Origin of the sequence: Enterobacter sp. MF024 (assembly GCF_005843915.1) — a bacterium.
GTDB lineage: Bacteria > Pseudomonadota > Gammaproteobacteria > Enterobacterales > Enterobacteriaceae > Enterobacter > Enterobacter barmai.
Window position 1 is genome coordinate 112,196 of the sequence record NZ_VCBB01000002.1, and the last position, 20,854, is coordinate 133,049.

The window sequence follows — 20,854 nt, forward strand, 5'->3', positions numbered from 1 at the left end:
CTGTTTGCCGGGTGGCGCTTCGCTTACCTGGCCTACAAAGATTGCAGATTTTGTAGGCCGGGTAAGGCGCAGCCGCCACCCGGCAAAAAAAACCTCTCAAGCGAGAGGTTTTTTATTTTAGCGTCCGTGAATTGCCAGATCGCCCGGGAGGGTTTTCTGCATGCGATGCCAGATCTCGCCGCTTTCACGGCCGTAGCGACGTACGGTTTCATACACCTGGTCGTGCTGACCTTCAGAGCAGAGCTCGCTCAGCTTGTGGTAGAACCCCAGCGCCAGGCTGCGGGCTTCCGGGTTGGCGAAGTAGTGACGACCGATGCGGGTATAGAGCCCCTTCATGCCGTTGAGGATCAGGCCGTAAATCGGGTTACCGGAGGCAAACGCCAGCCCGCGGAAAACGTTGTAATCCAGCAGGGCAAAGGCGTCGGCGTGATCTTCTACCGCCGTGGCGCGGGCCAGGACCTCCAGCGCCTTATCAGGGTGCTGGCGGAACGCCGTACGGATAAAGATGGTGGCGATGTTGGTGCGCACGGAGAGCAGGTTGTCGATCAGCTGCGGCACGCTTTCGTGATCGAGGCGCGCCAGCGTCTCAAGAATATTCAGGCCCGACGTTTCCCAGAAGTTATTCACTTTGGTCGGTTTGCCGTGTTGGATCGTCAGCCAGCCGTCGCGGGCCAGTCTCTGCAACACTTCACGTAAGGTGGTACGTGTGACGCCAATCAGTTCAGAGAGTTCGCGTTCTGCGGGAAGGATCGAGCCTGGGGGAAAACGGTTATTCCAGATGCTCTCGATAATGTACTCTTCCGCGAAACCCGCCGGGCTTTGCGCCTTAATGACCATAGTGAGTTTTCCATTAACTGCTTTTTACAAAATTCACTCATCATACCAGAGGCTGGCAGAGGCAGATAGCGCAGCGAGGCGAGAAAAAAGGGATCGCCGTTTTATTTTTATCATTTAAAAAACATCCCCTGCGCTCCTCCACCGGCCTCATTTGCGTATACTTAGGACGTAATTATGTGACGGGCAAGGAAATCTGTTGTGGAAATGTCTTATCGTCGCGCCCTGTGGCGCAATTTTTTAGGCCAGTCTCCCGACTGGTACAAACTGACCCTGGTTGTCTTCCTGGTTCTTAACCCGCTTATCTTCATCATCAGCCCTTTCGCCGCAGGCTGGCTGCTGGTGGCGGAGTTTATCTTCACCCTCGCGATGGCGCTGAAGTGTTATCCCCTGCTGCCGGGCGGCCTGCTGGCCTTCGAGGCGGTGGTTATCGGCATGACCAGCGCAGAACACGTGAAAGAGGAGCTGGCGGCGAACCTCGAAGTGCTCCTTCTGCTGATGTTTATGGTGGCCGGGATCTACTTTATGAAGCAGCTGCTGCTGTTTATCTTTACCCGCCTGCTGCTGAGCATCCCCTCAAAAACTATGCTGTCGCTGGCCTTCTGCCTTGCAGCCGCGTTCCTGTCGGCCTTCCTCGATGCTCTGACCGTGGTCGCGGTGGTGATCAGCGTCGCCGTCGGCTTTTACGGCATTTACCACAGGGTGGCTTCGTCCCAGCCGGAAGCCGGCATGCAGGATGACAGCCACGTTGACGTCCATCAGCGCGACGTGCTGGAGCAGTTTCGCGCATTTCTGCGCAGCCTGATGATGCATGCGGGCGTAGGTACGGCGCTGGGCGGCGTGATGACCATGGTTGGCGAACCGCAGAACCTGATCATCGCCAAAGCCGCGGGCTGGAATTTTGTTGAATTTTTCCTGCGCGTGGCGCCGGTCAGCGTGCCGGTGCTGGCGTGTGGCCTGTTCACCTGCTGGCTGGTGGAGAAGTGTAAATGGTTTGGATACGGCACCCTGCTGCCGACCCAGGTGCGCGACGTGCTGCGCCGCTTCGACGAAGAGAGCCGCAGCCAGCGGACCCGTCAGCAGCGGCTGGCGCTGATTTTCCAGGGCATCATTGGCGTCTGGCTGATTATCGCCCTGGCGTTTCACCTGGCGGAAGTGGGGCTGATTGGTCTGTCGGTGATTATTCTGGCCACCACCTTTAGCGGCGTGACGGATGAACACGCCATCGGCAAAGCCTTTACCGAAGCGCTGCCTTTTACCGCGCTGCTGGCGGTCTTTTTCGCGGTGGTGGCGGTAATTGTCGATCAGCATCTGTTTGCGCCGATTATTCACTTCGTACTGCAGGCTGAACCCGACGCCCAGCTGTCGCTGTTCTATCTGTTTAACGGCCTGCTGTCGGCCATCTCCGATAACGTGTTTGTCGGCTCGGTCTATATCAACGAAGCGAAAGCGGCGATGGAGAGCGGCGTGATAAACCGCGAGCAGTTTGAGATGCTGGCGGTGGCGATCAACACCGGCACCAACCTGCCTTCGGTGGCCACGCCAAACGGTCAGGCGGCCTTCCTGTTCTTACTGACCTCCACCCTCGCCCCGCTTATCCGCCTCTCTTATGGCCGGATGGTATGGATGGCGCTGCCTTATACCCTGGTATTAACCGCAGTCGGTTTGTTATGCGTCAAAATTACCCTCATTCCTTTTACCCAATGGATGCTGCAGGCGGGTATACTGGCGACGCATTAAGTCAGTCAGCCGGGCGATAATTCGCCCGGTTGCGCTTGTGCATGATAAATATCCGATTACGTTATATTTTGCGCGCTGAGGCTGGCGCGCAAATTGTTTTCGTTTACACTGCGCTTTCTATACCTGTTCCAGGGAAATGATTATGTTGAAATTTTTGAACCAGTGCTCGCGCGGACGCGGGGCGTGGTTGCTGTTGGCCCTGACCGCCTTCGTGTTAGAAATGGTGGCATTGTGGTTCCAGCACGTGATGATGCTGAAGCCATGCGTGCTGTGTATCTACGAACGCTGCGCGCTGTTTGGCGTGATGGGCGCGGGTCTGGTGGGCGCTATCGCCCCGAAAAGCCCACTGCGCTATGGCGCCATCGCCCTCTGGCTCTACAGTGCCGGCAAAGGCCTGCAGCTCGCCTGGGAGCACACCATGATCCAGCTGCACCCCTCCCCGTTCCAGACCTGTGATTTTGCCGCCAGCTTCCCGAGCTGGCTGCCGCTGGACAAGTGGCTGCCGCAGGTGTTCGTGGCTACCGGTGACTGCGCCGTACGTCAGTGGGAATTCCTGACCCTCGAGATGCCGCAGTGGCTGGTGGGGATTTTTGCCGCCTACCTGGTCGTGGCGCTGCTGGTGCTGATTGCACAGCCGTTTAAACCGAAAAAACGCGATTTGTTTGGTAGGTAAAAGCAAAACGGCAACCCTGGGGGTTGCCGTTTTTAATGTTTGCGCCCTCTCCCCGTGGGAGAGGGTTGGGGTGAGGGCATCAGGCCGCACTAATAAAAAAACCCGCCGAGGCGGGTTTTTTATTATGCGCGGTTTGGGTGATTCAATATGTGGTCTTCCCAGTCGCGCACCTCTGACTCCTTCACCGCGATATGACGCACGGAGATCCGCTCGCCGTGCATCGCCGCTTTCGAGCCGGTCAGCAGGGGGTGCCACTTCGGCAAATCTTTACCCTCCGCCAGCAGACGGTAGGCGCAGGTCGGCGGCAGCCATTCAAAGGTCGGCAGGTTGTCGCGGGTCAGCTTGATGCAGTCCGGCTCCAGCTCGAAACGACGCTCGTAGTTGCGGCACTGGCAGGTTTTGATGTTCAGCTGGTTACAGGCGACGTTGGTGAAATAGATTTCGTCCGAATCTTCATCCATCAGCTTGTGCAGGCAGCACTGACCGCAACCGTCGCACAGCGATTCCCACTCGGCGTCGGTCATGTTGTCGAGAGTTTTGCTTTGCCAGAAAGGGATTTCGCTCATAAGGATGTCCACACGTCAAAAGAAAGCGCACCTTATAACCAGTCTGGCATCTTGATGCAAGTTTTGCCGCCCTTTTAAGGCGGCAAGCGGGGATTACAGCACGCGGGTTTTCAGTGACAGGCCGTTGACGGAGAGCTCCAGCTCATCGCCACCGTTCAGCGGGCCTACCCCTTCCGGGGTGCCGGTGAGGATCACATCGCCCGGTTTCAGGGTGAAGTAACGGCTCATGTAGGCAATCAGCGGCACGATTTTGTGGATCATGTCGGACGTAGAACCCTGCTGACGCACTTCGCCGTTAATTTTCAGGCTCAGGGTGGTGTTCTGCGGATCGTCCTGGAATTCAGACACCGGTACGAAGCCGGAGATTGGACAGGAGTTATCAAAGCCCTTGGCTTTCTCCCACGGCTGACCCGCTTTTTTCATTTTGCCCTGCACCTCGCGCAGGGTCAGGTCCAGCGCCACACCATAACCGGCAATCGCTTTCTGCACATGATCTTCAGAGGCCTGGCGCAGCGTTGCGCCAATCAGCACCGCCAGTTCCACTTCGTGGTGAACCGAACCCAGCCCCTGCGGGATCGCCAGCGGCTGGCGAATATCACAGAGGGCGGTTTCCGGTTTAATAAACAGCACCGGCTCGTCCGGAACCGCACTGCCCATTTCCTGAATATGCTTCGCGTAATTACTGCCGACGCAGACGACTTTGCTTACCGGATAATCCAGCAAGGCGCCTTGCCAGTTATGATGCTGATACATAATGAGCCCCTAAAAGGTTAATGTAACGCTGACAGATAATTCTTAAACTATTTTTTTCCCTGCGCCTCAAGATGCTGTTTAAGTAAATTCTCTTGCGGCGGAGGGAGTTGTAAATAATAGCCCTGTTCGGCTAACGCGCTTTTCACTTTTTCCAGATCGGCGTTCTTCAGCTGCTTGCGCCCGTCGAGCGGCATCAGCATCACCATTTGCGGCTTTCCGAAGGTCTCCATCAGTGCCTCAGGCACGCGGGAAAAATCGTCCTTTTTTTCGACATAGAGATAGGTCTGGTCGCGTTGGGTACTTCTGTAGATCACACAAAACATATATTTACTCAGAATTAACGGGGAGGGTGACTTGCCTCAATATAGTTGTGACTATAACATGCCTGATACTCTTCGGAATATCACGACGCACACGCCGTGGTAAAAAGCAAATTGAGTAAGGCCAGGATGTCAAACACGCCAATCGAGCTTAAAGGCAGTAGCTTCACCTTATCAGTGGTTCATTTGCATGAAGCAAAACCCGAGGTTATTCGTCAGGCGTTAGAAGACAAAATCGCCCAGGCGCCCGCATTTCTTAAACATGCGCCCGTCGTCATTAACGTAAGCGACCTTGAAGCGCCGATTAACTGGCAGCAGTTGCAGCAGGCAGTGTTAGCCACCGGCCTGCGGATTGTTGGCATCAGCGGCTGCAAAGATGCCGCACTGAAAGCCGAAATTGACGAGGCGGGTCTTCCGCTGCTCACCGAAGGCAAAGATAAAGCCCCACGCGCAGAGCCCCCTGCCCCGCCTGAACTCCCTGTTACACCCGTCACAAAAACGCGCTTGATCGATCTGCCGGTGCGTTCCGGTCAGCGTATTTATGCGCCAAACTGTGACCTTATTGTAACTAACCACGTCAGCGCTGGTGCAGAACTTATCGCCGATGGCAATATTCATATCTATGGCTCCATGCGGGGTCGCGCGCTGGCGGGTGCCAGCGGCGATCGCGATGCGCAAATTTTTTGTACCCATCTGGAGGCGGAGCTGGTCTCCATCGCAGGTGTTTACTGGCTGAGCGATAACATCCCGGCCGAATTTTCTGGTAAAGCCGCTCGTCTGCGTCTGGCAGACAACGCTTTGACCGTTCAACCGTTGAATTGATCCCTTTTTAACAAGGAATTTCTATGGCACGCATTATTGTTGTTACTTCGGGTAAAGGAGGCGTTGGCAAGACCACCTCCAGCGCGGCCATCGCTACTGGTTTGGCCCAGAAGGGAAAGAAAACTGTCGTTATCGACTTCGATATCGGCCTGCGTAACCTCGACCTGATTATGGGTTGCGAGCGCCGCGTGGTGTACGATTTCGTGAACGTGATTCAGGGTGATGCCACGCTGAATCAGGCAATGATCAAAGATAAGCGTACCGACAACCTCTATATTCTCCCCGCTTCCCAGACGCGCGACAAAGACGCGCTGACCCGCGAAGGCGTGGAAAAGGTGCTCGATGAGCTGAAAAAAATGGACTTCGATTTCGTGGTCTGTGATTCACCTGCGGGCATCGAAACCGGTGCGCTGATGGCGCTCTACTTCGCCGATGAAGCGATCATCACCACCAACCCGGAAGTCTCTTCCGTGCGCGACTCCGACCGTATTCTGGGGATCCTTGCTTCAAAATCCCGTCGCGCAGAGAATGGCGAAGAGCCGATTAAAGAGCACCTGCTGCTGACCCGTTATAATCCGGGTCGCGTCAATAAAGGTGATATGCTGAGTATGGAAGACGTGCTGGAGATCCTGCGCATCAAACTGGTTGGCGTTATCCCGGAAGATCAATCCGTGCTGCGCGCCTCTAACCAGGGTGAACCGGTTATCCTCGACGCTAACGCAGACGCCGGTAAAGCGTATGCGGACACGGTAGATCGTCTGCTCGGAGAAGAACGTCCTTTCCGCTTCATAGAAGAAGAGAAGAAAGGTTTCCTCAAACGCCTGTTCGGAGGATAAGTTATGGCATTACTGGACTTTTTTCTCTCGCGGAAAAAAAGCACCGCCAACATCGCAAAAGAACGACTGCAGATCATCGTCGCGGAACGCCGCCGCAGCGATGCAGAACCGCATTACCTGCCGCAGCTGCGCAAAGACATCCTGGAAGTGATTTGTAAGTATGTGCAGATCGACCCGGAGATGGTGACCGTACAGCTGGAGCAAAAGGACGGGGATATCTCGATTCTGGAGCTCAACGTGACCCTGCCGGAAGCGGAAGAGTCGCGTTCATAACGGCATTGCCGGGCGGCGCGATGCTTGCCCGGCCTACATTTGTAGCCCCGGCAAGCGCAGCGCCGCCGGGGAATTCACCCTTTACTGCGGATACTCTTCCAGCAGCGCATTCAGGCGTTCTGCCATTAACTCCCCGCGCCATCCGGCAATCAGTTCCGGCGTGCCGTTTTGCGGTTTCAACTTCCAGTGCGCGTTCAGCAGCTGGTTAATCTGACGGCGTGAAGCCAGCAGCTCGGCGCTGACTTTGCTCTCCGTTGCCACTTCCTGGACCAGGGCTTTGATTGCCTTGAAGGCTTTGCGATAGCCCGGCATATCCATCAGGTTCAACAGCGGCTCCGGCAACGCCTCTTCCGGCAACTCCTGAGCTTTCGCCACCAGCGCCAGCAGCGTTTTACCGTGGAAACGGATCTCCGAACCCGAAAGCCCGATGCTGTCCAGTTCCCCCAGGCTGCCCGGCATGTAACGCGCCACGGCCCACAGATGCTCCTCGCGCACCACAAAGTTCACCGCCAGATCGCGCTCGCGGGCCTTGCGCAGACGCCAGTCGGCCAGCAGCTGCAGGCAGGCCAGCTGACGGGTACGCAGCTGCCAGGCGTTGCTGATATCGCGCCAGGCCTCTTTCGGATCGGTGACTTCCTTACGACGCAGTTGCGTCATCCGGCACTCGTTCAGGGCCGCAGGCAGCCAGCCGGAGGCTTCGGCCTCTTTCATCAGCTGACCGGCAATCGGCAGGAGATAGAACACATCCGCCGCCGCGTAGTCGAGCTGACGCTCGGTCAGCGGACGCGCCAGCCAGTCGGTGCGGGATTCGCTCTTGTCGATAGCAAGGCCGGTATACTCCTCCACCATGGCGGCAAAGCCCCATGACAGCGGACGCCCGGCAAAGGCGGCGAGGATCTGGGTATCGATCAGCGGCTCCGGCATGATGCCGAAGGTGTTGAGGAAAACTTCCAGATCTTCACTCCCGGCGTGCAGATATTTGGTGATGGCGGTATCCAGCAGCAGCTCGCGCATCGGCGTCCAGTCGGTGATCCCCAGCGGGTCGATAAGCGATACCTTTTTGCCGTCATACAGCTGGATCAGGCCCAGCTGCGGATAATAGGTGCGGGTACGAACAAACTCGGTATCCAGCGCAATGGCGTCAGCATCGCGGGTAACATCGCACAGCGAAGCCAGTTCGTCGTTGGTGGTGATCATCTGGTAGTTCAAATCATATTCTCTTTGGTTTGCGCCCATAAAAAAACGCTGGCCAGGCCAGCGTTTCTGGGTGACTAACACGAAGCTCAGCCTTTATTGTCCACTTTGGCGCGCGCTTCGTCACGTAATTCTCGTCGCAATATCTTCCCGACGTTCGATTTTGGCAGTTCGTCGCGAAACTCCACCAGCTTCGGCACTTTATACCCGGTGAGCTGGCGACGGCAGAAGGTGATCAGCGCGTCTTCGCTCAGGGCAGGATCTTTTTTCACCACAAAGATTTTAACCGTTTCACCGCTGCTGCCTGCCGGAACCCCTACCGCGGCCACTTCCAGCACGCCGTTGTGCTGCATGACCACGTCTTCGATCTCGTTCGGATAGACGTTGAAACCGGAGACCAGGATCATGTCTTTCTTACGATCGACGATGCGCAGGAAACCTTCGTCATCCATCACCGCGATATCCCCGGTGTGCAGCCAGCCGTCCTTGATGATTTCATCGGTGGCGTCCGGACGCTGCCAGTAGCCCAGCATCACCTGCGGGCCTCGTACGCAGAGCTCGCCCGGCTCGCCATGCGGCACTTCGTAATCGTCGTCATCCACCAGTTTGGCTTCGGTGGAGGGCACCGGCAGGCCGATGCTGCCGCTGTGATAGTCGATATCGTGCGGGTTAACGCTCACCAACGGGGCGCATTCGGTCAGGCCATAGCCCTCCAGCAGATACTGGCCGGTCAGTTTCACCCAGCGCTCAGCCACCGCCTGCTGCACTGGCATCCCGCCGCCCGCTGACAGATGCAGGGTGGAGAAATCGAGCTGCTGGAACTCTTTATTATTGAGAAGCGCGTTAAACAGGGTGTTTACCCCGGTCATGGCGGTGAACGGATATTTCGCCAGCTCTTTGACCAGGCCCGGAATATCGCGCGGGTTGGTGATCAGCACGTTCTGCCCGCCGAGCTCGATAAACAGCAGGCAGTTCATGGTCAACGCGAAGATGTGATAGAGCGGCAGCGCGGTGATCACCAGCTCTTTGCCGCGATGCAGCAGCGGCCCGTAGGTGGCATTCACCTGCTCGAGGTTCGCCAGCATGTTGCGGTGGGTGAGCATCGCCCCTTTCGCCACGCCGGTGGTGCCGCCCGTATACTGCAGGAACGCCAGATCCTGGGAGACGATTTCGGGCTTCACGTACTGCATCCGGTAGCCCTGGTGCAGTGCCCGGCGGAAGGAGATGGCATCCGGCAGGTGGTATTTCGGCACCAGCCGTTTGACGTATTTGACGACGAAGTTAACCAGCGTCCCCTTGGCGGTGGAGAGCTGGTCGCCCATTCGCGTCAGAATGACGTGTTTGACCTGGGTTTTATCAACCACTTTTTCCAGCGTGTGGGCGAAGTTGGAGACAATCACAATCGCCGAGGCGCCGCTGTCGTTCAGCTGATGTTCCAGCTCGCGCGGAGTATAAAGCGGGTTGACGTTAACCACGATCATCCCGGCGCGCAAAATACCGAACAGCGCCACCGGATACTGCAGCAGGTTCGGCATCATCAGCGCCACGCGATCGCCCTTCTGCAGGCCTAACCCCTCCTGCAGATAGGCCGCAAAGGCCCGGCTGCGCTCTTCCAGCTTACGGAAGGTCATCACTTCGCCCATGTTCACAAACGCAGGCTGATCGGCGTAACGTGTTACGGAGTTTTCAAACAGTTCAACCAGGGATTGATAACGGTCAGGGTTTATCTCTGCGGGAACATCCGCAGGATATCGGTTAAGCCAAACCTTCTTCACTACATCACCTCTGAAAAGCGTGTTCGTCGTCATCACAACCCCGGTTAATAAACAAGTCGTTAACATAATATTAACTCAGCGTACCAGTTTATTAATTGCCCGGATTTAAGGTTGCGAAGCGCGTCACTATTTATTTTTCTTATTACCGTGGAAAAAACGAAACAGCGGACGGGCCGCTGTTTCTTATTCAATAATAACAGTCACTTACTCTGTTACTATCGTCCGGACCTGTGCAGGGCCGGGGCCATAACCTGGCCAGCCGCCGTAGCCGTATCCATAGCCATAACGCCATGGATGGGGTCCCCAGTACCAGGGATCCGGTGGCGGCATCATCACCTGCTGCTGTACCCGCCAGCGTTTATAGCCGTTGACCTGCATGGTCATAAATTTATAGGGGGTGTTGCCGACTTTGCCCTGCTCTGCGCCGGTGATCGGCCCCACCACGGTGATCAGCTGCCCACGGAAATCCACCGGATCGAGGAAGCCGTTAACATCGGCATAGATCCGGCCTCGTGAGGCTTCCCCCAGAACCGGACGCGCGCCGCTGTCCAGGGGCACGGTGGCGATCTCCAGACGGGTTTTGCCCTGCTGGTTGATGACCTCCACCACTTTGCCGCCGAAACGCGACTCCTGGCCCACGTAGAGTTCCGGGGCATTCATCACCCGGACCAGATCCTGCTGCGGCGTCGGACTGCTGCCCTGGATCGCATCAGGCACTGAAACACATCCTGTTAACGCCAGGGCGAACGCCCCGACGGTCAGCAGACGAACGACATATTTTTGAACCGCCATGATGCGACTCCTTTTTCTCAGGCTCTTATACTGAGATTCACTCCCGGCCCGGAAGTTTCTTCCACGCTACGGTGTTTCGTAAATAAACCGGCTCGGCTTTCTCCACCGCCACGGTTTTACCTGCCGCCAGCATCTGACAGGCAATAGGGAGCATATCTTCAGCCGCCGGCAGCAGCACGTTGCCGTCGACCAGGGTCAGACCGCTGTCGTTCGCCATATCCGGCCACGCCGGCCAGCCGGTGCCGACCGTCGCCCATTCACCGGAAAGCTGCTTCATGCGCTCGCCTGCCGCTTGCGGCGTAAGCACGGCTTCGCTCTCTTCACCGTGCCAGACGCCCTGCTCGTCGCGGGTATATTCCGCCCAGTAGACTTCGCCCATGCGGGCATCGATGGCCGCCAGTACGCGGGTCGCGCCGGTATTGCGCCATGCGCCCTGGGCCATGGTCGCCAGGGTCGAAACGCCGATCATCGGCAGTTCGGCACCCAGCGCCAGCCCCTGGGCAATGCCGATGCCAATGCGCACGCCGGTAAAGCTGCCCGGGCCGCGGCCATAGGCCAGCGCGTCAAGATCGGTAAGGGAGGTATTGCCCTCGGTGAGGATCATCTTCACCAGGGGCAGGATCCGTTGGGTGTGTTCCCGGGGGCACTCTTCGAAATGCGCACAGGTCGTGCCGTCATTCCACAGGGCAACAGAGCAGGCCTCTGTCGCGGTATCGATAGCCAGAATTCGCATGTGTTGTCGCGCTCTCGCAGTGGTCAGTCACAAAAAGGCGCGCATTTTAGCACACCCATCAATAAATTACTGCGCCTGCGGCGCGGCAAGGAAACGCACCGCGCGATCGATATCCCGGGTGCGCGGCGCCGGAGGCAGACTGGCAATAAAGGTGGCGCCGTAAGGGCGCATCACCAGGCGGTTATCGCAGATCACCAACACCCCACGATCGTCCACGTCGCGGATCAGACGCCCTACCCCCTGCTTGAGGGTAATCACCGCATCGGGAAGCTGTACCTCATCAAAGGGATCGCCCCCGCGCAGGCGGCAGTCTTCCATGCGCGCCTTCAGCAGCGGATCGTCCGGGGAGGTAAAGGGCAGTTTGTCGATGATCACCAGCGACAGCGCGTCGCCGCGCACGTCCACCCCTTCCCAGAAGCTGCTGGTCGCCACCAGCAGGGCATTGCCCGCCGTGACAAACTGCTGCAGCAGTTGGCCTTTACTGGTTTCACCCTGCAGCAGCACCGGCAGGGTCATGGTGGCGCGGAACTGCTCCGCCAGGTCACGCATCATCGCGTGGGAGGTGCAGAGCATAAAGCAGCGGCCGTTGTTGGCCTCAATCATCGGCTTGAGCATCGCCGCCAGATGACGGGCGGCGCCGGGCTGATTGGGCAGCGGCAGGTTGCGCGGCACGCAAAGCAGCGCCTGGGTAGCGTAATCAAACGGGCTCGGCAGCAGCAGGGATTTGGCCTGCTCAATCCCCAGGCGTTCGGTGAAGTGGTGCAGATCGTCATTCACCGACAGTGTGGCGGAGGTGAAGATCCAGCTGCCCGGTTTTTGCACCATTACCTCTTTAAACTTATCGGCCACGGTGAGCGGCGTCAGGGCGAGGGTGAAGTGGCGCGAGTTGCATTCGTACCAGTAGCTGTAGCCCGGCTGGTTAAACTCTTTCAGCCGTTTCAGGCGCGCGCGGTAGAGCGTGGCGCGTTCAAAAGCGGCATCGAGAAGCGCAGAGCGGCCAAGCGACAGCTTCGCCACATCGTAGCAGAGCTCCAGGGCGTCATCGAGCAGCAGCAGCGCGCGCTGAATATGCTGATCGGCCAGCAGTTCGCGCAGATTGCCACGAAAGCCCGGATCCCCCAGCTGCATGCGGAAATCCTGGGTGCTTTGCGCCAGGCGGTCGGCGCACTTCTGCAGCTGCTGGGTATCTTTCAGTTCGGTGCGGTAGGCGATGGTGAAATCTTTCGCCAGATCCAGCAGCTGGCGGCTGGAGAGCGACTGGCCAAAATACTGGCTGGCAATATCGGGGAGCTGATGGGCTTCGTCGAAAATCAGCACTTCCGCTTCGGGGATCAGTTCGCCAAAGCCGCTCTCTTTCACCACCATATCCGCCAGGAACAGGTGATGGTTGACCACCACCACGTCGGCATCCATCGCCGTTTTACGCGCTTTCACCACAAAGCAGTCTTTGTAGAGCGGGCAGTCGCTGCCCAGACAGTTGTCGTTGGTGCTGGTGACCAGCGGCCAGGCGGGCGAGTCTTCGGCCACGCTGGCGCAGGTGCTGATATCGCCATCCAGAGTCTGGTTGGCCCAGCTGCGCAGGATGATGACGTCGCTGAGGGTCTGCACCGGCAGATCGCCGCCCGCCAGCGCCTGCTGTTCGAGCCGCTCAAGGCAGAGATAGTTGGAGCGCCCTTTCAGCAGGGCCAGACGGCCTTTGTACTTGAGGGCTTTGGCGACGGTGGGCAGATCGCGGCTATAAAGCTGATCCTGTAGCGCTTTCGAACCGGTGGAGATGATCACCTTTTTTTTAGCCCGCAGCGCCGGTGCGAGATAGGCGTAAGTTTTACCGGTGCCGGTACCCGCCTCGACCACCAGCGGCTGAGCGCTGTTGATGGCATCGGCTACCGCGTGCGCCATCTGGCGCTGCGGCTCGCGCGGCTTAAAGCCTGGAATTGCCTTTGCTAACTGTCCGTCTGCTGCGAAATCGTCTGCCACTCTGCCCCCTGTATTTTTGCACAGGGGATTATGTCAGGCCGCTGCCCCTCGCGCCAGTCGATAGTGACGCAGGCAAAACAATATGGCAGTCTTGCCCGCGAAACTCACAATAACGAGGAAACGTGTATGACAATTGTGCGCATTGATGCCGAAGCCCGCTGGTCAGATGTGGTGATCCACAATCAGACCCTGTACTACACCGGCGTGCCGGCGAACCTGGATGCCGACGCTTACGAGCAGACGGCCAATACCCTGGCGCAGATTGACGCGGTGCTGGAGAAACAGGGCAGCGACAAATCCCGCATTCTGGATGCGACCATTTTCCTTGCCAGTAAAGAGGATTTTGCGGCGATGAACAAAGCCTGGGATGAGTGGGTCGTGGCAGGGCACGCGCCTGTACGCTGCACAGTACAGGCGACGCTGATGAAGCCGCAGTATAAGGTTGAGATTAAGATTATCGCTGCGGTGTAAGAGGGGTTACTCCTCTTCGTCATCCTCAAAACGCGCCACGATCCGCTCGCCGGTATGGGTGGCGCGAAGCTCTTCAGCCACCTGGGAAATCGCCTGTCCGCTGCTCATCCCCTGGGACATCAGCTCCTGAATGCGCTCGACGGCCTTTTGCTGCTGCTCGTGGCTCAGTGAAGGTAAACCTGCAAACATCGTCAACTCCTGCTAAATTATCAGCGCTAATTATTTCACGCTGCCCGGTAGTCTACCACCCATGAACTCGTTATCCCCCACTGTTTTGACATTACCCTGGCGTCCTGACGCCGCAGAATTCTGGTTTGCCCCCCTGAGCCATCTGCCGTGGGCAATGCTGCTGCACTCGGGCCATGCGGATCACCCTTACAGCCGCTTTGATATTCTGGTGGCCGACCCGCGCACCACCCTGGTCACGCAGGGCACAGATACATTGATTAACGGCGCGTCCTCGGATGCCTGTCCGCTGAGCCTGCTCCAGCAGGCCATTGACGAGATGGGCCTGCCCTGCACGCCAAACCCGGATCTGCCCTTCCAGGGCGGCGCGCTGGGGTTGTTTGGCTACGATCTGGGCCGCCGCTTCGAGCAGCTACCGGACATGGCCGAGCGCGATATCGACCTGGCGGACATGGCGGTGGGCCTGTACGACTGGGCGGTCGTGGTCGATCACCACAAACAGCGGGTGTCGCTGGTGTGTCATGGCGATGTTGCAGCGCGTCTGGCCTGGCTGGAAGCACAGCGAACGCCTGCGAACTTGCCCGCGTTCCGGCTGACCTCCGGCTGGCAGGCCAATATGACCGCAGCGGAGTACAACGACAAATTTGACCGCGTGCAGGCCTTCCTGCACAGCGGGGACTGCTATCAGGTGAACCTGGCCCAGCGTTTCCAGGCGCATTACGAGGGCGATGAGTGGCAGGCGTTTACCCGGTTGAACGCAAACAACCGCGCCCCGTTCAGCGCCTTTTTGCGCCTCGATGAGGGGGCTGTTCTGAGCCTCTCCCCGGAGCGTTTTATTCACCTGGCGGAAGGCACCATCCAGACTCGCCCGATTAAAGGCACGCTGCCGCGACTGGCGGATGCCGGTGCCGACCGCCAGCAGGCTGAGAAACTCGCCGCCTCGCCGAAGGACAGAGCGGAAAACCTGATGATCGTCGACCTGATGCGCAATGACATTGGCCGGGTGGCGGAGCCGGGAAGCGTGCGGGTGCCGGAGCTGTTCGTGGTGGAGCCCTTCCCTGCCGTACATCATCTGGTGAGCACCATTACCGCCCGCCTGCCATCGACCAGGACGGCGTGCGATCTTCTGCGCGCCGCCTTCCCCGGCGGGTCGATCACCGGCGCGCCAAAAGTGCGGGCGATGGAAATTATCGACGAGCTGGAGCCCCATCGCCGTAACGCCTGGTGCGGCAGCATCGGCTATATCAGCCTGTGCGGCGGCATGGATACCAGCATCACCATTCGCACCCTGACGGCGGTGGCCGGAGAGATTTACTGTTCCGCAGGCGGCGGGATCGTGGCGGACAGCCGGGCCGCGGCGGAGTATCAGGAAACCTTTGATAAAGTGAATCGTATTCTGCAACAACTGGAGAGTTAACTGGTGGATACCCACGACCTGACCCTGGACAATTTTTTATCGCGTTTTCAGCTTTTGCGCCCGCAGGTGAACAAAACCGCGCTGAACCAGCGTCAGGCGGCGGTACTGATCCCGGTGGTACGCCGGGCGCAGCCTGGCCTGCTGCTGACCCGCCGCTCTGCCCGGTTGCGTAAACACGCCGGTCAGGTGGCGTTTCCCGGCGGGGCGGTAGACAGCACCGATGCCTCGTTAATTGCCGCCGCCCTGCGCGAGGCCGAGGAGGAGGTGGCAATCCCGCCGCACAAGGTCGAGGTGATTGGCGTCCTGCCGCCGGTGGACAGCGTGACCGGTTTTCAGGTGACGCCGGTGGTAGGCATTATTCCGCCGGATCTGCACTATCACGCCAGCGTCGACGAAGTGGAGTCGGTCTTTGAAATGCCGCTGGCGGAAGCCCTGCGTCTGGGCCGTTATCATCCGCTGGATATTCAACGTCGTGGTCACGATCACCGGGTGTGGCTCTCCTGGTATCAGCATTATTTTGTCTGGGGCATGACGGCGGGAATTATTCGTGAACTGGCGCTACAGATCGGCCTGAAACCTTGACTATACTTTACATTCGCCCTTTTTTTGCGCCTTTGAGATCTTCCTCCCGCTATTAGTTTATCCGGCGTTAACCATTAGTTTAATTCATGTGAATAGTTAAGCTGACGACAGGGTTCCCTCTTACACTATGCGAAGTTATTACATCGTTACTGGAAACCCGGTAACCCTGTCAGGAGTGTTAAAGTGATTAGTATATTCGACATGTTCAAAGTGGGGATTGGTCCCTCTTCTTCCCACACTGTAGGGCCGATGAAGGCCGGTAAACAGTTCGTCGATGACCTGGTCGAAAAAGGAATACTGGATAGCGTTACCCGCGTGGCCGTCGACGTTTACGGTTCACTGTCGCTTACGGGTAAAGGCCACCACACCGATATCGCCATTATTATGGGTCTGGCCGGGAATATGCCGGACACCGTAGATATTGACGCCATTCCGGCGTTTATCCGCGACGTGGAAACGCGCGGTCGTCTGCTGCTGGCGAATGGCCGGCAGGAAGTGGATTTCCCCCAGGACGACGGCATGCGTTTTCGCAGCGACAACCTCTCGTTGCATGAAAACGGGATGCAGATTCACGCCTTCAGCGGCGAGAAAGTGGTCTACAGCAAAACCTATTACTCCATCGGCGGCGGCTTTATCGTCGACGAAGAGCATTTCGGCCAGGACGTAACGGGCGATGTGAAGGTGCCTTACCCGTTCAAATCGGCAACTGAGATGCTGAATTACTGCAAAGAGACCGGCCTGTCCCTCTCAGGCATGGTGATGCAGAACGAGCTGGCGCTGCACAGCAAGAAAGAGATTGAAGACTATTTCGCCAACGTCTGGCAGACCATGCGCGCCTGTATCGATCGCGGCATCAACACCGAAGGCGTGCTGCCGGGTCCGCTGCGCGTGCCGCGTCGCGCCTCTGCCCTGCGCCGCATGCTGGTCACAACGGACAAATACTCCAACGATCCGATGAACGTGATCGACTGGGTTAACATGTTTGCCCTGGCGGTGAACGAAGAGAACGCCGCCGGTGGCCGCGTGGTGACTGCCCCGACGAACGGCGCCTGCGGGATCGTTCCGGCGGTGCTGGCCTACTACGATCACTTTATCGAATCGGTGAGCCCGGATATTTATATTCGCTACTTCCTCGCCGCGGGCGCGGTCGGTGCGCTGTATAAGATGAACGCCTCTATTTCCGGCGCTGAAGTCGGCTGTCAGGGTGAAGTCGGCGTGGCATGTTCCATGGCGGCGGCCGGTCTGGCTGAGCTGCTGGGCGCCAGCCCGGAGCAGGTTTGTGTGGCCGCAGAGATCGGCATGGAACACAACCTCGGTCTGACCTGCGACCCGGTCGCTGGCCAGGTTCAGGTGCCGTGCATCGAGCGTAACGCCATTGCCTCGGTGAAAGCGATTAACGCCTCACGCATGGCGATGCGCCGCACCAGCGAACCGCGCGTCTCGCTGGATAAGGTCATCGAAACCATGTACGAAACCGGTAAAGACATGAACGCCAAATACCGCGAAACCTCCCGCGGCGGCCTGGCCATTAAGGTGCAGTGCGACTAAGCCTCTGAAAGCGCTTCTGCGACTTTCGTCTCTCATGCTTTTTTCGCCCATCTGATACGGATGGGCGAATTTTATCGACTTTTCTCGTTACCTGAAATAATGCCTACTACAATAGCCAGGTTGCCACGGGCACTCACGCCAGTGGCTCTTCGGGTGGCCGTGGCATGCAAACAGCTCACAGGATAATTAAAAATTATCGCCGCAAACGGATAATCGTCTGCCTTGTGCTGTCACTCTCTACCCTCGTTTGCACGCTAATTATTGGCTTTATTTCGCAGCGCAATGTAAACCAGCAGTCCACCGTTGCCTTTGTATCCCACGCTGTCGACACCCTGGACAAGATCCTGCAGCCGCTGGAAACCGGGCGCGACGTGGTACAACCCCTGATTGGCCTGCCCTGTGTGGAGGTCAATTTTTTACTGCGCAAACAGGCCGCGACTCTGCAAACCGTCCGCTCGATCGGCCTGATTGAGGACGGCGTGCTTTACTGCTCAAGCATGTTCGGCAATCGCGATCTTCCCATCAGCCAGTTCCAGCCCCAGCTCCCCTCTTCCCAGCCGTTACTGCTGCTTACCGCCGATCAGCCGTTTTTGCAGGGTAATCCGGTGCTGATCCAGTGGTATCCGCTGCCCGGCAAAAGTGAAGACGGGGTGATAGAGATTGTGAATATCGAGCTTATCGCCAGGCTGCTGCTGGAGCCCCAACTACCAATAATCAGTGACGTTAATCTCACCGTGGGCGATAAGCATCTGAATCATGAGCGCCAGCTCACGGATTCGCTGGTATTCGGCGATGACGACAATATCTACCAGCAGGCCTCAATCAACTTTCCTTTCACCATCACCGTTAACGGCCCGGGGCTCACCGCGCTGGCGCTGAAAACGCTGCCGTCACAGCTGCCGCTGGCGGTGATCTTCAGCATGCTGGTGGGGTATATCGCCTGGCTTGCCACCGCCAGTCGCATGAGCTTTACCCGGGAGATCAACTTTGGTCTGGCGTCCGGTGAGTTTGAACTTTTCTGCCAGCCGCTGATCGATGCGAAAAAACAGGATTGCATCGGCGTGGAAATTCTTCTGCGCTGGAACAATCCGCGCCAGGGGTGGATCGCCCCGGATATCTTTATCCCGCTGGCGGAGGAGCATAACCTGATTGTGCCCCTCACCCGCTACGTGCTCATCGAAACCGTCCGGCATCTGGCGATGTTTCCTACCGCACCGGGCTTTCATATTGGGATCAACGTGGCCGCCAGCCATTTTCGCGGCGGCGAGCTCCTTCACGACCTGAACCGCGTCTGGTTCAGCGCCGAGCCCGCGCAGCAGCTGGTCATTGAATTAACCGAGCGCGATACGCTGATGGAGATGGATTTCAACATGGTGGAGGAGCTGCATCAGAAAGGGGTGAAGCTGGCGATTGACGATTTTGGTACCGGCAGCAGTTCGCTCTCGTGGCTGGAGAAGCTCAATCCCGAGGTGCTGAAAATTGATAAATCCTTTACGGCCGCCATCGGCACTGACGCCGTCAACTCGACGGTGACGGACATTATTATTGCCCTGGCTCAGCGTCTGGATATTGAACTGGTGGCTGAAGGGGTGGAAACCAGCGATCAGGCGAGTCATCTGCGCCTGCACGGCGTGAATATACTGCAGGGGTTCTTGTACGCGCGGCCCATGCCGCTGCGGGATTTCCCGCAATGGCTGGCGGAGAGTTCACCTCCGCCAGCCTCTCACAACGGCGATATGATGCCGTCGATATCCTGATTACTCTTCTTCGTCGTGGGCGGACTGCTCTTTAACAATGCGCACCAGGTCAACGCGGTAATCATTGGCGGTCACGATCGTTATCTTCAGCGGCGGTAATTCCAGTACATCACCCATACGCGGGATCTGACCGTTTACAGCAATCACCAGGCCGGCAACCGTCGCGATATCTTCATCATGGTTGGTGAGGTGTTCCAGCCCCAGGGTATGCTGCAGCGCGTGCAGATCCGTGGTGCCTTTCACCAGCCAGCCATCGTTATCGTTGATGATTTCCGGCGTTTCGTCGGCATCCGGGAACTCACCGGCGATGGCTTCCAGCACGTCAAGCGGGGTTACAAGACCCTGCACCACGCCAAACTCGTTGGTGACGATAACAAAGCTGCCGCGGGCACGGCGCAGCACGCCAAGCAGGTTGATCGGGTCGAGCGTTTCCGGTACCACGATAGCAGGCGACGCGGCGGCAATGGCTTCAACGTTTGCACCCTCTTCCAGCGCCACCAGCATCTCCTTCGCACGTACCACGCCGATAATCTCATCCAGTTCACCGCGACACACCGGGAACAGGCTGTGCGGGGAGGAGAGCAGCTGCTGGCGGATTTCCGACACGCTCAGGCTGGCATCGACCCAGCTGATTTCGCCACGCGGGGTCATAATGCCGCGCAGGGAGCGCGAGGCCAGCGACAGCACGCCGTTGATCATATAGCGCTCTTCTTCAACGAAGGCACCTTCCGGCACCGGCACAGGGACATGGTTTTCGCTGTCCTGCTGCGCTTTGGCTTCGCGGCGGCCACCCATCAGACGCAGAATCGCATCAGCGGTACGGGCACGCAGTGGCTGGTTCGACTGCTGGCGAATAAAGTTGCGACGGGCAATCTGGTTAAACATCTCTATAATGATGGAGAAACCAATTGCGGCGTACAGATAGCCTTTCGGAATATGGAAGCCGAAACCTTCTGCAACCAGGCTCAGACCGATCATCAACAGGAAGCTCAGACAGAGCACCACGACGGTCGGATGCTGGTTGACGAATCGAGTCAATGGTTTCGAGGCGAGCAGCATCACCGCCATCGCAATGATCACAGCAGCCATCATCACCGGCAGGTGGTTAACCATACCGACGGCGGTAATCACCGCGTCGAGGGAGAAGACGGCGTCCAGCACCACGATTTGCAGTACCACCACCCAGAAGCTGGCGTAGCCTTTGCCGTGTCCATCGTCATGCTGGCGGTTTTCCAGCCGTTCATGGAGTTCGGTTGTGGCCTTGAACAACAGGAATATACCCCCCAGCAGCATGATCAGGTCACGCCCTGAGAAGGTGAAGTCGAAAGCGGTGAACAGAGGTTGCGTAAGCGTAACCATCCACGAGATCACCGACAGCAGCGCAAGACGCATAATCAGCGCCAGCGACAGACCGATTAAACGTGCTTTATCACGTTGTTTAGGCGGAAGTTTATCCGCAAGGATAGCGATAAACACCAGGTTATCGATGCCGAGAACGATCTCAAGCACCACCAGCGTGAGCAATCCTACCCAGATTTGCGGGTCCATTAAGAATTCCATGACAAGCTCCTGCTAAAGGAATGGCAAAACGGCGCCGCGAAAGAT

General features: G+C 57.8%; 21 protein-coding genes. 10 read left to right on the plus strand and 11 right to left on the minus strand.

Annotated elements, in window-relative coordinates:
• Positions 1 to 117: 117 nt before the first annotated feature.
• Positions 118 to 837: a fatty acid metabolism transcriptional regulator FadR gene (fadR, locus tag FFB58_RS05755; protein WP_039030769.1), complete on the minus strand. Its 720-nt coding sequence runs from the start codon at positions 835 to 837 to the stop codon at positions 118 to 120.
• 198 nt (positions 838 to 1,035) lie between these two features.
• Here fadR and nhaB point away from each other — a divergent pair, with 198 nt between their 5' ends.
• Both nhaB and dsbB read left to right on the plus strand, forming a co-directional pair.
• On the plus strand, positions 1,036 to 2,574 hold the full coding sequence (gene nhaB, locus FFB58_RS05760; protein WP_138369319.1) for a sodium/proton antiporter NhaB: 1,539 nt from the start codon (positions 1,036 to 1,038) through the stop codon (positions 2,572 to 2,574).
• 142 nt (positions 2,575 to 2,716) lie between these two features.
• Positions 2,717 to 3,247: a disulfide bond formation protein DsbB gene (gene dsbB / locus FFB58_RS05765; protein ID WP_039030771.1), complete on the plus strand. Its 531-nt coding sequence runs from the start codon at positions 2,717 to 2,719 to the stop codon at positions 3,245 to 3,247.
• 122 nt (positions 3,248 to 3,369) lie between these two features.
• On the opposite strand, the gene FFB58_RS05770 is transcribed toward dsbB, so the two are convergent.
• The 3 genes from FFB58_RS05770 to FFB58_RS05780 all read right to left on the minus strand — a co-directional run bounded on the left by FFB58_RS05770 (position 3,370) and on the right by FFB58_RS05780 (position 4,889).
• Complete coding sequence (locus FFB58_RS05770) at positions 3,370 to 3,813, minus strand: YcgN family cysteine cluster protein (RefSeq protein ID WP_039030772.1); 444 nt, start codon at positions 3,811 to 3,813, stop codon at positions 3,370 to 3,372.
• Between the two features lie 93 nt (positions 3,814 to 3,906).
• Entirely contained in the window at positions 3,907 to 4,566 is a 660-nt protein-coding gene (locus FFB58_RS05775) for a fumarylacetoacetate hydrolase family protein (protein ID WP_138369320.1), read from the minus strand.
• A 47-nt stretch (positions 4,567 to 4,613) separates the two neighbouring features.
• On the minus strand, positions 4,614 to 4,889 hold the full coding sequence (locus tag FFB58_RS05780) for a YcgL domain-containing protein (RefSeq protein WP_138369321.1): 276 nt from the start codon (positions 4,887 to 4,889) through the stop codon (positions 4,614 to 4,616).
• A gap of 126 nt (positions 4,890 to 5,015) precedes the next feature.
• On the opposite strand from FFB58_RS05780, the gene minC reads away from it, so the two are divergent.
• Genes minC through minE form a run of 3 tightly spaced genes read left to right on the plus strand, consistent with a single transcriptional unit; the run spans position 5,016 to position 6,817 of the window.
• Positions 5,016 to 5,708, plus strand: a complete 693-nt coding sequence (gene minC, locus FFB58_RS05785; RefSeq protein WP_039030775.1) for a septum site-determining protein MinC — start codon at positions 5,016 to 5,018, stop codon at positions 5,706 to 5,708.
• Positions 5,709 to 5,731: 23 nt separating this feature from the next.
• Positions 5,732 to 6,544 carry a septum site-determining protein MinD gene (gene minD, locus FFB58_RS05790; RefSeq protein WP_032611473.1) on the plus strand — a complete coding sequence of 271 codons (813 nt, stop codon included), beginning with the start codon at positions 5,732 to 5,734 and terminating at the stop codon, positions 6,542 to 6,544.
• A 3-nt stretch (positions 6,545 to 6,547) separates the two neighbouring features.
• Positions 6,548 to 6,817, plus strand: a complete 270-nt coding sequence (gene minE, locus FFB58_RS05795; RefSeq protein WP_032611475.1) for a cell division topological specificity factor MinE — start codon at positions 6,548 to 6,550, stop codon at positions 6,815 to 6,817.
• An 81-nt stretch (positions 6,818 to 6,898) separates the two neighbouring features.
• Here minE and rnd read toward each other — a convergent pair whose 3' ends face one another.
• The 5 genes from rnd to FFB58_RS05820 form a co-directional block, all read right to left on the minus strand.
• Positions 6,899 to 8,026: a ribonuclease D gene (gene rnd, locus FFB58_RS05800; RefSeq protein ID WP_138369322.1), complete on the minus strand. Its 1,128-nt coding sequence runs from the start codon at positions 8,024 to 8,026 to the stop codon at positions 6,899 to 6,901.
• Between the two features lie 74 nt (positions 8,027 to 8,100).
• Positions 8,101 to 9,786 (minus strand): long-chain-fatty-acid--CoA ligase FadD, encoded by a 1,686-nt coding sequence (gene fadD / locus FFB58_RS05805; RefSeq protein WP_138369323.1) that lies wholly within the window; start codon positions 9,784 to 9,786, stop codon positions 8,101 to 8,103.
• A 204-nt stretch (positions 9,787 to 9,990) separates the two neighbouring features.
• Entirely contained in the window at positions 9,991 to 10,578 is a 588-nt protein-coding gene (locus tag FFB58_RS05810; protein WP_138369324.1) for a Slp family lipoprotein, read from the minus strand.
• Positions 10,579 to 10,615: 37 nt separating this feature from the next.
• Positions 10,616 to 11,311 carry a tRNA (adenosine(37)-N6)-threonylcarbamoyltransferase complex dimerization subunit type 1 TsaB gene (gene tsaB / locus FFB58_RS05815; RefSeq protein WP_138369325.1) on the minus strand — a complete coding sequence of 232 codons (696 nt, stop codon included), beginning with the start codon at positions 11,309 to 11,311 and terminating at the stop codon, positions 10,616 to 10,618.
• A 66-nt stretch (positions 11,312 to 11,377) separates the two neighbouring features.
• Positions 11,378 to 13,288, minus strand: a complete 1,911-nt coding sequence (locus tag FFB58_RS05820; protein ID WP_039030779.1) for an ATP-dependent DNA helicase — start codon at positions 13,286 to 13,288, stop codon at positions 11,378 to 11,380.
• Positions 13,289 to 13,414: 126 nt separating this feature from the next.
• Here FFB58_RS05820 and FFB58_RS05825 point away from each other — a divergent pair, with 126 nt between their 5' ends.
• Positions 13,415 to 13,759 carry a RidA family protein gene (locus tag FFB58_RS05825; protein WP_039030780.1) on the plus strand — a complete coding sequence of 115 codons (345 nt, stop codon included), beginning with the start codon at positions 13,415 to 13,417 and terminating at the stop codon, positions 13,757 to 13,759.
• 6 nt (positions 13,760 to 13,765) lie between these two features.
• On the opposite strand, the gene FFB58_RS05830 is transcribed toward FFB58_RS05825, so the two are convergent.
• Positions 13,766 to 13,948, minus strand: coding sequence for a YoaH family protein (locus tag FFB58_RS05830; RefSeq protein WP_039030781.1), 183 nt, complete (start codon positions 13,946 to 13,948; stop codon positions 13,766 to 13,768).
• A gap of 61 nt (positions 13,949 to 14,009) precedes the next feature.
• Here FFB58_RS05830 and pabB point away from each other — a divergent pair, with 61 nt between their 5' ends.
• The 4 genes from pabB to FFB58_RS05850 all read left to right on the plus strand — a co-directional run bounded on the left by pabB (position 14,010) and on the right by FFB58_RS05850 (position 19,249).
• The gene (pabB, locus tag FFB58_RS05835) at positions 14,010 to 15,362 is read left to right on the plus strand and encodes an aminodeoxychorismate synthase component 1 (RefSeq protein WP_138369326.1); all 1,353 of its coding nucleotides are present in this window, start codon (positions 14,010 to 14,012) and stop codon (positions 15,360 to 15,362) included.
• Positions 15,363 to 15,365: 3 nt separating this feature from the next.
• Positions 15,366 to 15,944 (plus strand): CoA pyrophosphatase, encoded by a 579-nt coding sequence (locus tag FFB58_RS05840; RefSeq protein ID WP_138369327.1) that lies wholly within the window; start codon positions 15,366 to 15,368, stop codon positions 15,942 to 15,944.
• 183 nt (positions 15,945 to 16,127) lie between these two features.
• The gene (gene sdaA, locus FFB58_RS05845) at positions 16,128 to 17,492 is read left to right on the plus strand and encodes an L-serine ammonia-lyase (protein ID WP_138369328.1); all 1,365 of its coding nucleotides are present in this window, start codon (positions 16,128 to 16,130) and stop codon (positions 17,490 to 17,492) included.
• Positions 17,493 to 17,656: 164 nt separating this feature from the next.
• The gene (locus FFB58_RS05850) at positions 17,657 to 19,249 is read left to right on the plus strand and encodes an EAL domain-containing protein (protein ID WP_138369329.1); all 1,593 of its coding nucleotides are present in this window, start codon (positions 17,657 to 17,659) and stop codon (positions 19,247 to 19,249) included.
• Here FFB58_RS05850 and yoaE read toward each other — a convergent pair whose 3' ends face one another.
• The gene (gene yoaE / locus FFB58_RS05855; RefSeq protein ID WP_039030786.1) at positions 19,250 to 20,809 is read right to left on the minus strand and encodes a CNNM family cation transport protein YoaE; all 1,560 of its coding nucleotides are present in this window, start codon (positions 20,807 to 20,809) and stop codon (positions 19,250 to 19,252) included. It abuts the gene before it with no gap.
• Between the last annotated feature and the right edge of the window lie 45 nt (positions 20,810 to 20,854).